Annotated in this window: 12 protein-coding genes; 4 read left to right on the plus strand and 8 right to left on the minus strand. The window is 64.0% G+C overall.

Translation table 11 applies throughout. The annotated features are described in order from the left end of the window. The first annotated feature begins 14 nt into the window (after positions 1-14). From tal to pgl, 4 genes are read left to right on the plus strand one after another with little or no spacing between them, the layout of a single operon-like run. Complete coding sequence (gene tal, locus CGLAU_RS06630; RefSeq protein WP_095660009.1) at positions 15-1,100, plus strand: transaldolase; 1,086 nt, start codon at positions 15-17, stop codon at positions 1,098-1,100. A 59-nt stretch (positions 1,101-1,159) separates the two neighbouring features. Next, positions 1,160-2,626, plus strand: coding sequence for a glucose-6-phosphate dehydrogenase (gene zwf / locus CGLAU_RS06635; RefSeq protein ID WP_332461826.1), 1,467 nt, complete (start codon positions 1,160-1,162; stop codon positions 2,624-2,626). Further along, positions 2,626-3,552, plus strand: a complete 927-nt coding sequence (locus tag CGLAU_RS06640) for a glucose-6-phosphate dehydrogenase assembly protein OpcA (protein ID WP_095661089.1) — start codon at positions 2,626-2,628, stop codon at positions 3,550-3,552. The genes zwf and CGLAU_RS06640 overlap by 1 nt, the downstream gene beginning before the upstream one ends. 1 nt (position 3,553) lies before the next feature. Next, positions 3,554-4,273: a 6-phosphogluconolactonase gene (pgl, locus tag CGLAU_RS06645; RefSeq protein WP_095660011.1), complete on the plus strand. Its 720-nt coding sequence runs from the start codon at positions 3,554-3,556 to the stop codon at positions 4,271-4,273. Positions 4,274-4,358: 85 nt separating this feature from the next. Here the strand turns inward: pgl and secG are convergent, their stop codons facing one another. The 8 genes from secG to uvrC all read right to left on the minus strand — a co-directional run bounded on the left by secG (position 4,359) and on the right by uvrC (position 13,319). Then, positions 4,359-4,616 (minus strand): preprotein translocase subunit SecG, encoded by a 258-nt coding sequence (secG, locus tag CGLAU_RS06650; protein ID WP_095660012.1) that lies wholly within the window; start codon positions 4,614-4,616, stop codon positions 4,359-4,361. A gap of 131 nt (positions 4,617-4,747) precedes the next feature. Continuing rightward, complete coding sequence (gene tpiA, locus CGLAU_RS06655; RefSeq protein ID WP_095660013.1) at positions 4,748-5,521, minus strand: triose-phosphate isomerase; 774 nt, start codon at positions 5,519-5,521, stop codon at positions 4,748-4,750. A 31-nt stretch (positions 5,522-5,552) separates the two neighbouring features. Next, positions 5,553-6,770 (minus strand): phosphoglycerate kinase, encoded by a 1,218-nt coding sequence (locus CGLAU_RS06660; RefSeq protein ID WP_095660014.1) that lies wholly within the window; start codon positions 6,768-6,770, stop codon positions 5,553-5,555. Between the two features lie 106 nt (positions 6,771-6,876). Further along, entirely contained in the window at positions 6,877-7,887 is a 1,011-nt protein-coding gene (gene gap / locus CGLAU_RS06665) for a type I glyceraldehyde-3-phosphate dehydrogenase (protein ID WP_095660015.1), read from the minus strand. A gap of 266 nt (positions 7,888-8,153) precedes the next feature. Continuing rightward, positions 8,154-9,143 carry a DNA-binding protein WhiA gene (whiA, locus tag CGLAU_RS06670; protein WP_095660016.1) on the minus strand — a complete coding sequence of 330 codons (990 nt, stop codon included), beginning with the start codon at positions 9,141-9,143 and terminating at the stop codon, positions 8,154-8,156. Positions 9,144-9,202: 59 nt separating this feature from the next. Continuing rightward, on the minus strand, positions 9,203-10,183 hold the full coding sequence (locus CGLAU_RS06675) for a gluconeogenesis factor YvcK family protein (protein ID WP_232507066.1): 981 nt from the start codon (positions 10,181-10,183) through the stop codon (positions 9,203-9,205). A gap of 101 nt (positions 10,184-10,284) precedes the next feature. Next, positions 10,285-11,190, minus strand: a complete 906-nt coding sequence (gene rapZ / locus CGLAU_RS06680) for an RNase adapter RapZ (RefSeq protein WP_232507253.1) — start codon at positions 11,188-11,190, stop codon at positions 10,285-10,287. A gap of 53 nt (positions 11,191-11,243) precedes the next feature. Then, a complete protein-coding gene (uvrC, locus tag CGLAU_RS06685; protein WP_095660018.1) occupies positions 11,244-13,319 on the minus strand; it encodes an excinuclease ABC subunit UvrC in 2,076 nt (691 codons plus the stop codon). Between the last annotated feature and the right edge of the window lie 11 nt (positions 13,320-13,330).

A 13,330-nucleotide genomic window follows, 5' to 3' on the forward strand; every position in this document is an offset into this window, starting at 1 on the left:
AAGGATGCAAAGCTATGACTGCAATCGATGACCTGTTCAACGTTGGTACCTCGACCTGGCTTGACGACCTCTCCCGCGAGCGCATCACCTCGGGCAACCTCGACGAGATCAAGGCGCAGAAATCCATCGTGGGCGTGACCACGAACCCAGCGATCTTCGCCAAGGCGATGAGCGCCGGCGATGCGTACAGCGAGCAGCTTGCTGAACTGCGCGCCGCAAGTTCGCTTGCCGACGCCGCCGTGTACGCCATGAGCGTCAAAGATGTCCAAGACGCGTGCGACCTGTTCATGGACACCTACGAGGCCACCGGCGGTAAAGACGGCCGCGTCTCCATCGAGGTAGATCCGCGCTATGCCGCCGACGAGGAGAAGACCGTTGCGCAAGCCGCCGAGCTGTGGAAGCTGGTCGGGCGCGAGAACGTGATGATCAAAATCCCAGCGACCGATGAGTCCATGCCGGCCATCACCGCCTCGCTGGCAGAGGGAATCTCGGTGAACGTGACCCTAATCTTCTCCGTTGACCGTTACCGCGAGGTCATCGCAGCGTACAAGGAGGGTATCCGCCAAGCCGCTGCGAACGGCAAGGACGTTTCAAAGATTCACTCCGTCGCGTCGTTCTTCGTCTCTCGCATGGACACCGAAGTCGATAACCGTCTGGAGCAGATCGGCTCCGAGGAGGCACTCGCGCTGCGTGGGAAGGCGGGCATCGCTAATGCGCGGCTGGCCTACCAGCTCTTCGAAACCGAGTTTGCCGACATGTCTGATCTCCCTGCGGGCGCGAACAAACAGCGTCCGTTGTGGGCGTCGACAGGCGTGAAGAACCCGGACTACCCAGCGGACATGTACGTGGTAGAGCTCGCTGGCCCCGACACGGTGAATACCATGCCCGAGGCCACCATCGACGCGGCGATCGCGGGCGACAACGTGCGCGGCGACACCCTTACCGGCGCTGCGGCGGTATCCGAGGAGACCTTTGCCAAGCTCGTCGAGGTGGGCATTGACCTGGAAGATGTTTACGCTGTACTCGAGCGTGAGGGCGTCGAAAAGTTCGTGGACGCATGGCAAGAGCTGCTCGACTCCATGGAAGCTAACCTCAAGTGACCAATCCGCTCCGCGCCTCCGACGACACCCGCCTGCCGCGGATTGCCGGTCCGTCCGGCATGGTCATCTTCGGTGTGACGGGTGACCTGGCACGCAAGAAACTCCTGCCGGCCGTCTACGACCTCGCGAGCCGCGGTCTGCTGCCCGCCGGGTTCACCCTGGTCGGTTTTGGGCGCCGCGAATGGTCGAAGCAGGACTTCGAAGACTACGTCCGCGACGCCGTCACCTCGTCTGCGCGCACTGAATTCGACGAGAACGTGTGGAACCGGCTCGCCGAGGGCATGCACTTTGTCACGGGCGCCTTCAACGACGATGCCGCCTTCGACCGCCTCGCTGCGCTGCTGTCTGAGATGGATACCACCCGTGGCACCGGCGGCAACTGGGCGTTTTACCTCTCGGTGCCGCCGGAGCATTTCGCGGGCGTCGTCCACCAGCTCGATCGCTGCGGCATGGCGGCGCAACACAGTGCCGACGGAGCGCATCGCTGGCGCCGCGTGATCATTGAGAAGCCATTCGGCCACGACTTGGAGTCAGCCAAGGAGCTCAACGCGGTAGTCAACTCCGTCTTTCCGGAGAACGCGGTCTTCCGCATCGACCACTACCTGGGCAAGGAAACGGTGCAGAACATCATGGCGCTGCGCTTTTCCAACCAGATGTTTGAGCCTGTGTGGAACTCGCACTACATCGACCACGTCCAAATCACCATGGCTGAGGACATCGGCCTTGGCGGGCGCGCCGGGTACTACGACGGCATCGGTGCCGCCCGCGACGTGATCCAAAACCACCTGATCCAGCTGCTCGCCCTGGTGGCGATGGAGGAGCCGACTTCGTTTTCACCGAAGCGTCTCAAAGCGGAAAAGCTCAAGGTCCTGCGAGCGACCTCCGCCATCGAACCTTTCGACGAGACCACCGCACGCGGACAGTACACCGAGGGCTGGCAAGGCTCCGAGCACGTGGTGGGGCTGCGCGAAGAGGAAGGCTTCGACCCGGAATCGACCACCGAGACCTACGCGGCGTGCACACTGCAGATCAACTCCCGCCGCTGGGCCGGCGTGCCGTTCTATTTGCGCACCGGCAAGCGCCTCGGGCGGCGCGTCACCGAAATCGCCTTGGTGTTCAAACGCCCGCCGTACCAGCCGTTCACCGAGGGTCAAACCAACCTGCTGACCAACAACGCAGTGGTGATCCGGATCCAGCCGGACGAGGGTGTACTCATGCGCTTCGGTTCGAAGGTGCCGGGTTCCGCTTTCGAGGTGCGCGACGTGAACATGGACTTTTCCTACTCCGAGGCGTTCACGGAGCAATCGCCGGAGGCCTACGAGCGCCTCATCCTCGACGCCCTCTTGGACGAGTCCAGCCTCTTCCCCACCAACGACGAGGTGGAGCAGAGCTGGGAAATCCTCGACCCGGTGCTGGAGTACTGGGCCGCGAACGGCCGCCCCGACGAGTATGCGGCGGGCACCTGGGGACCGGAATCCGCCCACCGCATGCTGGCGAAAGACGGCCGCGAATGGAGGCGCCCGTAATGATCATCTCCCTGCCCGACACCACCACCCGCCAGATCGCCGCCACCCTGATTAATGCGCGCGAGAACTACTCGCTGGCCACCGGGCGTGTGCTCACGCTGATTGCTGCACTGAAGGCGCGCGACGACGTGAACCAGATTCTGTCGACGCTGCGCGACGCGACGCGCGAGCACCCCGCACGCGTGCTGGTGCTTATCCTCGGGGACGAGAACCACCCGACTTCCCTCGACGCGGAGCTAGTGCTCGCGGCCGACGCCGGCGCCTCCGAAATGGTGGTCATGCACCTGTACGGCGAGCTGACTCGCCACCTGGATGCAGTGGTCACTCCCCTGCTGCTGCCCGACACTCCGATTGTGGCCTGGTGGCCGACACACGCGCCGGCGCGTCCGGCCGAGGCCCCGCTGGGCAACATCGCGCAGCGCCGCATCGCCAACACGCACAACAACGTCACCGGCAACGCCCTGCTGCGCGCTAGCACCGGCTACACGCCGGGAGACTCGGACATGATGTGGTCTCGGATTACCCCGTGGCGCGGTGTGGTCGCCTCCGCGCTGGACCGCTGCCCCGATGCCACCATCACGGCTGCGGAGGTCACCGGCGCGCCGCAGGATCCGAGCGTCGATATCGCGGCCGGCTGGCTTGCAAGCGCCCTGGGCACCACCGTCACGCGCCACACTTCCAGCCAAAACGCCGCTGTCGGCGCACCGATTGACCTGCTCACGCTGCACGCAGACATCGGCGACATCACTGTCGAGGTCGTCGACCAGCACACAGTCAAGGTCGCGGTCCCCGACCGCGCCGACACCTTCGTGGCGCTTACCGCTCGCTCGGATGCAGAATGCCTCGCCGAGGAGCTGCGCCACCTTCACGCCGATGCCACTTACGCCCGCGCACTCGCAGGCCTCGCTCACGTACAGGCGGTATGACATGGAAATCCAACGCTTCCCGGAGCTCGATTCGCTTATCGACGGCTCCTCCCAACGCCTCACCGACACCCTCCTCTCCATCCAGAGCGAACCCGAGGGTGTCGCCCGGGTAGTACTCACCGGCGGCACCGCCGGGATTGCGCTGCTCCGCCGCATGGCGGAGCCCGATCGCGCTAGCGGGATTGACTGGTCCCGCGTGCACGTGTTCTTCGGCGATGAGCGCAACGTGCCCGTCGACCACCCAGATTCGAACGAGGGCCAGGCACGCGAAGCGCTGCTTGACCATGTGCCCATTCCCGAGGAGAACATCCACGGATACGGTTTGACCGGCGGCGAGATGGACGAGGCGGTGGACGCATACCGGCGCATCATCGTCGAATTCGCCCCCAATGGTTTCGACGTGCACCTGCTTGGCATGGGCGGCGAAGGCCACATCAACTCCCTATTCCCCCACACCGATGCGGTGCGGGAGGACCAGGAGCTGGTGGTTGCAGTGACGGACTCCCCGAAACCTCCCGCAGAGCGGGCCACACTGACCCTGCCCACGGTGCGGAGCGCTCGTCGCGTTTGGTTCTTGGTTTCGGGCGAGGAGAAGGCGGAGGCCGCTGCCCACCTTGCCGCAGGTGCCGACCCACTTGACTGGCCCGCGGCTGGAGCCCATGGGACGGATGAAACCGTGCTGTTTGTCACCGAGGACGCCGCAGCCCAGATCCGCCAGTAGATCCGTAATCGCTTACCCAGCGGCCACAGCCACGCATGAAAAAACCGCGCCGAAGCGCGGTCATTTTCATGTTGCCTATCGGCGTTTAAGCCGGCACCGGGCCCGGATTCCCGGAGTAGGTGTTGATCAGGTTCAGCGCGATGATGCAGGCGATCCAGATCAGACCAAGCAGGATAGTCACGCGGTCCAGGTTCTTCTCCACCTGGGTGGAACCGGAGAGGTTCGCCTGGACGCCGCCGCCAAACAGGCTCGACAGGCCGCCGCCCTTGCCCCTGTGGAGCAGGACGAAAATCACCATGAGGATCGAGGTGATGACCAGCACGATCTCAAGCGCCAGTGTCATACGGGGTGCGCACCTTCCGCTGTAGAGGATGTTTCACAAGCTCGCGAGAGCTAACCTGCCATAGCGTACACCATGCCGTGCCCAGTTCCGGAACCGGACACCGCTGCGGCGCGCGCTCTTTGTCAGCTGGGTTAGCGCACTGCGTTCGCAGCCGCAGCCGCGAGCTTCGCAAAGTCCTGCCCGTCCAAAGACGCGCCGCCGACGAGGCCACCGTCGACGTCGGCCTCACCGATGATCTCTGCGATGGTGTCGGCCTTCACGGATCCGCCGTAGAGAATGCGGATGGAGTCGGCGACGGCGTCGTCGGCAAGCTCTCGAATGAGCTCCCGAATCGCGTGGCAAACTTCCTGCGCGTCGGCGGCAGAAGCTACCTTGCCGGTGCCGATCGCCCATACCGGCTCGTACGCGATGACAGCGTTCGCAAGATCGACGCCCTCAAGCGACGCCCGGGTCTGCTTCACCACGTAGTCGACGTGGTCGCCTGCTTCGCGGACCTCGAGCGGCTCGCCGACGCACACGATCGGGGTCATGTTGTGCGCCTGGGCCTTGGCAGCCTTCTGCGCGACGAGCTCGTCGGACTCGGAGTGGTACTCGCGGCGTTCGGAGTGGCCGACGACGACCCAGGTGCAGCCCAGCTTCTCCAGCATGGTCGCGGAGATCTCGCCGGTGTATGCGCCGTTGTCGTGTGCGGAAACATCTTGCGCGCCGTAGGTGATCTCGAGCTTGTCGCCCTCGACCAGGGTCTGGATCGAGCGCAGGTCCGTGAACGGGACCATCAGGGCGATGTCGACGTACTCGTAGCCGTCCTTCGGAAACGCGAACGCGAGCTTCTGGGCCGAGGAGATGGCCTCGAGGTGGTCGTGGTTCATCTTCCAGTTGCCGGCAATCAATGGGGTTCGTGCCATTGTGATAACTCCTTGTGTGTTACGCGGGCTGTTACGCGGACAAGACCGATACGCCCGGCAGGTCCTTGCCCTCGATGAGCTCGAGGGAAGCGCCGCCGCCGGTGGAGATGTGCGAGAAGCCGTCCTCGTCGAGGCCGAGGGTGCGCACCGATGCAGCGGAGTCGCCGCCGCCGACCACGGTGAAGGAATCGTTGTCGCGGGTGGCCGCGATCATCGCTTCGGCTACCGCCTTGGTGCCGTCGGCGAAGTTCGGGAACTCGAAGACACCCATCGGGCCGTTCCAGAACACGGTCTTGGAGTTCTTGATCGCTTCGGCGTACTTCTCGGCGGTCTCGGGTCCGATGTCCAGACCCATCCAGCCCTCCGGGATCTCGTCGAGGCCGACGATCTTCTTCTCGGCATCCTTGTCAAACTCCGGAGCCGCAGCCACGTCAACCGGAAGCAGCAGCTTCTCGCCGTACTTCTCCATCAGCTCCTTGCAGGTGTCAACCATGTCCTCCTGCAGCAGCGAGTTCTGTACGTTGTGGCCCTGAGCTGCGAGGAAGGTGTAGCACATGCCGCCGCCGATGATCACGCGGTCGGCCTTCTCCGCCAGCGCCTCGATCACGCCGAGCTTGTCGGACACCTTCGAACCACCGAGTACAACCACGTACGGGTGCTCCGGCGCGTCCTTTACGCGCGAGAGGGTCTCCACTTCCTTGTCCACAAGGAAGCCGGCGTATGCAGGCAGCTTCTTCGCCACGTCGTAGACCGAGGTCTGCGCGCGGTGCACCACGCCGAAGCCGTCGGAGACGAACGCGCCGTTGTCTGCCGCGAGCGCAGCCAACTCAGCAGCGAACTCCTCGCGCTCAGCCTCGTCCTTCGAGGTCTCGCGCGGATCGAAGCGCACGTTCTCGACGAGCATGATTTCGCCCTCGGTCAGGCCATTGGCGCGCTCATGCGCATCCTCACCCGAAACATCACCGGCGAGCGCCACGAACTGGCCCAGGCGCTCCGACAACGCTTCCGCCACCGGCGCGAGCGAGTACTTCGGGTTCACCTCACCCTTCGGCCGGCCGAGGTGGGCCATCACGATGACCTTGGCGCCGCCGTCGATAAGTGCCTGCAACGTAGGCAGCGATGCGTCGATGCGGCCGGCGTCGGTGATGTTGCCGTCGTCGTCGAGCGGAACGTTGAAGTCGGAGCGAACTAGGATGTGGCGGCCGTCGACGCCTTCGTCGAGAAGCTCTTGCAAATTCTTCGTAGCCATGTTTCTAAAAGTCCTTTGATCGAGTTGTAACGGGGTTTAGCTGCGACGAGAGGCCCGGCAGCGTGCTGCGGTGCACACACGCCGGGCCTCGGGCTGCGGATACGGGTTAGAGGTTATCCGCGACGTGCTTGGTCATGCGCACGTACTGGGAGGTGTAGGACCACTCGTTGTCGTACCAGGAGATGATCTTGACCATGTTGTTGTCAATGACGCGGGTCATGCCGGCGTCGAAGATCGCGCCGTGGGAGTTGCCGATGATGTCGGAGGAGACGATCTCATCCTCGGTGTACTCAAGCGCGCGGCCGAGAACCTCGTCCTGCACGGCGTTCTTCACCGCGTTGTTGACCTCCTCGACGGTGACGTCCTTACCAACGGTCACGGTCAGGTCGGTGGCGGAACCGGTGATCGTCGGCACGCGCATTGCGAAGCCGTCGAGCTTGCCCTCGAGGTTCGGCAGCACCAGGGACACGGCCTTGGCGGCACCGGTGGTGGTCGGCACGATGTTCTGCGCAGCGGCGCGTGCACGGCGCAGGTCCTTGTGCGGTGCGTCCTGGATGCGCTGGTCGCCGGTGTAAGCGTGGATGGTGGTCATCAGGCCGCGCTCGATGCTGAACGCCTCGTCGAGCACCTTTGCAACCGGTGCCAGCGAGTTGGTGGTGCAGGATGCGGCGGAGATGACGTTCTGCTCGTTGCTGTAATCGGTGTGGTTCACGCCCCACACGTAGGTGCCGTCGACGTTCTTGCCCGGTGCGGAGATGATGACCTTCTTCGCGCCAGCGTCGAGGTGAGCCTTCGCATCCTCACCGTTGGTGAAGCGGCCGGTGCAGTCGAGCACGATGTCCACGCCAGCGTCGCCCCATGCGAGGTTGGCCGGATCCTTCTCAGCGGTGACCTCGATACGGTGGCCGTCGACAGTGATGGACTCATCGTCGAAGGTGACCTCGTGGCCGAGCTGGCCGTAGGCGGTGTCGTACTTCAGCAGGTGTGCCAGGGTCTTGTTGTCGGTCAGGTCGTTGACCTTCACAACCTCGAGCTCGCCTGCGTACTCATTCAGCATGATGCGGAATGCGGAGCGGCCGATGCGGCCGAAACCGTTGATGCCGATGCGGGTAGCCATGAATTTTACTCCTCGTCGTAGCGGTAGTAGTGATTCGTTAGTGACTCACCGGACCATTTCGGCCCGTCGAAAACCAGTGTAGCTACCTGCGAAAAGCGCTGCAGAGGGCAAAAAATCCCGCCCCAGCAAACGGTCATCGTGTGTGCACCAGATGTCCGATTCCGTCCGGTTCGAGAAAGGTTCCAGGGCTTTTGCTTATCGACGGCACCCCCAACCCGCCCCCCTGAACCTCATTCCGGAACAGTTTGACAAACGTGTGAAATACGTCACTCCTCGCCGGCGGTGTCGTCTTCCTCAAGCGACGCATGCGTGTCGTCGATCCCAAGCTCCGCCGCACGCTTATCTGCCAGCGAGAGAAGGCGGCGGATTCGGCCCGCCACGGCGTCCTTAGTCATCTGCGGGTCTGCGAGCCGGCCAAGCTCCTCGAGCGAAGCGTGGCGGTGCTCGACGCGGAGGTACCCGGCCTCGGCGAGGTGCTCGGGCACATCGTCACCGAGAATCTCCAGCGCGCGCTCGACGCGCAGCGCCGCGGTGGCCGCAGCCTGTGCGGATCGGCGGGTGTTCGCGTCGTCGAAGGTCGCGAGGCGCTGCCCGGTCTTCATGCCGAACTGCTTGGACTGACGCTTCTCGTCCCACTCCAGGCGGGTTCGCGGCGCGCCCATGCGGCTGAGCAGGATGCCGATGGTCTCGCCTTCGCGGATGTAGACGCGTTCGACGCCGCGGGTTTCACGCGTCTTCGCCGCGACACCCAGCCTGCGAGCGAGGCCGACCAGTGCAAGAGCCGCCTCTTGGCCGGGCGAGGCGACCTCGAGCGCGGAAGTCCGGCCAGGCTCGGTGAGTGTGCCGCGGGCGAGAAATGCCCCGCTCCACGCGGCCTCTACCGCGGCGATCGTGCCGGAGATGACTTGCCGAGGCATGCCCACCACCGGGTGGCCGGACGGGGTGACCAGCTTGAGCCGGCGGATCACCTCTTCGGCACCATCCTCGACGGTGACCTGGTAGCGGGTCTCCTTGCTTGCGCTCCCCGGCTCGATGGTGTCGACGGCGACCTTGATCTCGCAGATGTCCTCGAGCATGTCCGCCAAACGCTGCGCGACCCGCTGTTCGGCGAAGTCGCAGACGATCGCAATCCCCCGCGACGTCTGGGCGAACGCACCGGCGAACCGGATCATCGCGGTCGCTTCGGCGGCCCGTGCCTCCGCACTCGTCCTGCGCACAGTGAGCAGTTCGTCTTTCACCTTCGCCGTCAGTGACACCGTCGTAGGTCCTTTCGTGGAGGCGTATCTGTAGACATCTTCTTTTCAGCTAGCTCAGTCTAACTGGTGCGCAAAAGATCAAGGAGCACGGCTGCCAGCTTGGCTGGATCATGCCGCGTCGACACCTCGCCGCTGCGTGGCGCCTCGCGCACATCCCGGAACTCCATCGCCGCGCCCACACCAGATGCCGCGCGCCGCAAATGGGTGCGTTCGCCCTCCGTAGGGCCTTTGACGCTGTCTGCGAGGAAGTAGTCGACGCGCAGCTCCGGGGCATGTTGGCCGAAGACATGAATGTGGCGCTCGGTGCTGAACCCGTGAGTCTCCCCTGCCTCCGGCGAGAGATTCAAGATCACCACCACCTTCGCCTCGGTCGCATTCAACGCTTGGACGATGTCCGGCACCAGCAAGTGCGGAATCACCGACGAGAACCACGATCCAGGACCGATTGTGACCAGGTCGGCAGCCATGATCGCTTCCACCGCCTGCGGCGTCGCGTCCGGCGCGGTGGGCAACAGCCGCACACGGCGGACCGCGCCGGGTGTCGTGGCGACCGCAACCTGGCCGCGAACCGAACGCAGCACCCGCGGGTCGTCGTCAAGCCCTGCGACATCCGCCTCGATCTCGAGTGGCTGCTGGCACACCGGGATGACCCGGCCCACTGACCCGCTCCAGCGGGCGACCGTGTCGAGGGCGAGCTGCATGTCCCCCAGCTCCTCGGCGAGACCGGCCAGGATGAGGTTGCCCACTGCGTGCCCGGCCATCGCGCCGTTGCCGCCGAAGCGGTGCTGGAGCGTGCTGCGCCACAGCACACCCTCGTCGGAATCCTCGGTCAGTGCGGACAGTGCCATCCGCAAGTCTCCCGGAGGAATCATGGAAAGCTCGCGGCGCAGGCGGCCGGACGAGCCGCCGTCGTCGGCGACAGTGACCACCGCATTGATGTCACCTGCCCCGGCCGCGCGGGCTGCGCGAAGCGTTTGGTACAGGCCATGACCTCCGCCGAGACAAGTGAACACCGGCGCATTCTCAAGGTTGTAGGTCACGTGAACCGCCTTTCTACTGCGGGCAAAGTCCCTGCTGCGGCGCGTGCGGCAGCAAACATAACGCGCGCGGGTGCACCGCGGCGACTCGGGCTAGATGCGATCTAGTTTCGATCGAGGTCTCGGTGCATGACGTTAACGTCTACTCTGCCATCCTCTCGCAAACGCCTCCCGATTTCCTCCGACACCGCCACCGAACGGTGGTGTCCGCCGGTGCAACCAATGCCCACGGTGATGAAGTCTTTGCCCTCGTGGCGGTACCCAGCCAAGGTCGCGTTCAAAAGCTGCAGGAAATTATCGACGAACTCTTGAGCGCCAGGCTGAGACAACACGTAATCCGACACCGGCTCGTCAACACCGCGGAAGTTTCGCAGCCCCTCGATCCAATACGGGTTCGGCAGGAAGCGCACATCGAGCACGAGATCCGCGTCCGGCGGCGAGCCGTGCTTGAAGCCGAAAGACTCAACGGTGACGTGCTGCTTGCCGTTCGGCAGCTCACCCACCGTAGCCTCGATGGCGCGGCGCAGGTCGTGCACCGAGAGGTTCGACGTATCGATGATTACGTCGGCCATCGCGCGCACCTTCCGCAGCGCCTCGCGCTCTCGGTTGATGCCGTCCTGAAGCGTCTCGCCGTCTTGCAGCGGGTGGGTGCGACGCACCGAGTCGAAGCGGCGAATCAGCACATCATCTCGCGATTCCAGGAACAGGACGAACGGGGTGATGCCGCGCTCCTTGATCTGGTTGATCGTCTCCTCGAGCGAGCCGTTGAACATGCGGGCGCGGACGTCGGTGACCACCGCGATCTGATCAACCGGGGAATTCTCCGCCGCGGCCATGTCGATCAGGTCAAGGATGAGCCTCGCCGGCAAATTCTGGGAAACGAAGAATCCCTTGTCCTCAAAGATTTTCGCCGCGGTGGACAAACCACCGCCGGAGAAACCGGTGATGATGACGGGGCGGAGCTCTTCAAGTCGATCCGCACCCGTTGCTGCCTCGTCCTGCGCGCCCATACGCTGCTCAGTCATGGGGTAAATCTTAACGAAGCAAATCGCTTCTGGAGGTGTTACGCGTCCTCGGCGTGCAAGTGATCGAAGATTGTTTGCGCCAACTTCGGGCCGACGCCCTTGACCGCCTGAATCTCCTCCACCGACGCTTCCTTGATCTTCTTCACGCTGCCGAAATGCTTGACCAGGTCGGTACGACGCGCGGGCCCGAGGCCGGGCACCGCGTCGAGCGCGGAGGCGCGCATGCGTTTGGAGCGTTGCTGGCGGTGGTACGTGATGGCGAAGCGGTGCGCCTCGTCGCGTATCTGCTGGAGTAGGTACATGCCTTCGGAGTTACGCGGCAAGATCACCGGCTCATCATCGTCGGGCACCCAGACCTCCTCGAGGCGCTTTGCCAAGCCGATGAGTTGGACGTCGACAATGCCCAGCTCCTCGAAGACTGCCTGGGCGGCGTTGACCTGCGGCTTACCTCCATCCACGATGAAAAGTTGCGGCGGGTAGGCGAAGCGCTTGTTGCCGGTGGACTCCACGTCGGCAGATTCATCTGCAAACATTAGCTCCGCGGCTTCCTCGTCCGGATTCGCCAGCTTGTCCTCGTTGTAGCGCTTGAAGCGGCGTCGCGTTACCTCGGCGATTGAGCCGACGTCGTCGGAGCGGCCGTCGCCAGCCGCCTCCTTGATGCGGTAGCGGCGGTAATCGTTCTTTTTCGGCAATCCGTCTTCAAAAACTACGAGCGACGCCACCACGTCGGTGCCCTGGATGTGGGAGATGTCAGTGCACTCGATGCGCAGCGGCGCCTCGTCCATGCCCAGCGCATCCTGGATATCTTGCAGTGCCTGCGATCGGGCGGTGAGATCACCGACCCGCTTCAGCTTGTGCTGGTGCAAGGCGTCGGCGGCATTCTTTTGCACCGTCTCCATCAATGCCCGCTTGTCGCCGCGCTGCGGCACGCGGATGTCCACCGGCCCGTCGCGCAATTCCGTGAGCAGCGCAGTGACATCCTCGAATTCATCCGGCAGCGTCTCAACCAGAATCTCCCGCGGCACCGGCATCGGCGGCTTCACCTGGGCGCGCGATTCCTGGTCCACGCCGCGACGGCGGACCTTCTGGGCCTCGATGCGCTTGTCCTCCTCCTCTTCTTGGCGCACCCGCTCCACCGCGTCGGAGTAGTACTGCACCAGAAAATTCTGCACAAGCGTCGGCAGTGCCGGGTCGGCTTGCCCCTCATCCAAGCGCTCCATGCTGCCGGGTTCGTCGCCGGTTTTTTCCACTACCCAGCCCCGTTGCGAACGGATGCGACCGTCGCGCACGGTGAAGATCTGCACCGCGGCTTCCAGTTCATCGGTTGCAAACGCGATGACATCCGCGTCAGTGTCCGTGGAGAGCACCACAGTTTGGCGTTCCATGACCTTGTTCACAGCACCCAGGTCGTCGCGAAGCCTTGCGGCCTTTTCAAACTCCAAGTTTTCGGCCGCTGCCTCCATCTGCTGGGTGATGCCACGCACCAGCGCATCCGTGCGCCCAGACATGAAGCCCATGAAGCCTTGGACGATTTCGTCGTACTCTTCCTCGTTCACACGACCCACGCACGGTGCCGAGCACTTGTCGATGTAACCGAGCAAGCACGGCCGCCCGAGCTGCTCATGGCGGTTGTACACACCGTTCGAGCAGGTGCGGATCGGAAACACCCGCGTGAGCAGGTCGAGCGTCTCACGCACCGCCCACGCGTGGCTAAACGGTCCGAAGTAGCGCACACCCTTTCGCTTCGGGCCACGGTAGAAGAACGCGCGCGGATACTTCTCTTTTACGCTGACGGCAAGCAGCGGGTAGGTCTTGTCGTCGCGGTACATGACGTTGAACCACGGATCGAAGCGCTTGATCCAGGTGTATTCCAGCTGCAGCGCCTCAACTTCGCTGGCGACCACGGTCCACTCCACCGACGCCGCGGTGAACACCATCTGGCGGGTGCGCGGGTGCAGTGTTCGGGGAGGCTGGAAATAGTTGTTCAGCCGCGAGCGCAGGTTCTTCGCCTTGCCGACGTACACGACGCGCCCGTTCGCGTCGCGGAATTTGTACACGCCCGGCTCGGTCGGGATGGTCCCCGGTGCCGGGCGGTAGTCCTTGGGGTTGGCCACAGTTAAGCGAA

It is taken from the genome of Corynebacterium glaucum (genome assembly GCF_002287505.1).
Classification (GTDB): Bacteria; Actinomycetota; Actinomycetes; order Mycobacteriales; family Mycobacteriaceae; genus Corynebacterium; species Corynebacterium glaucum.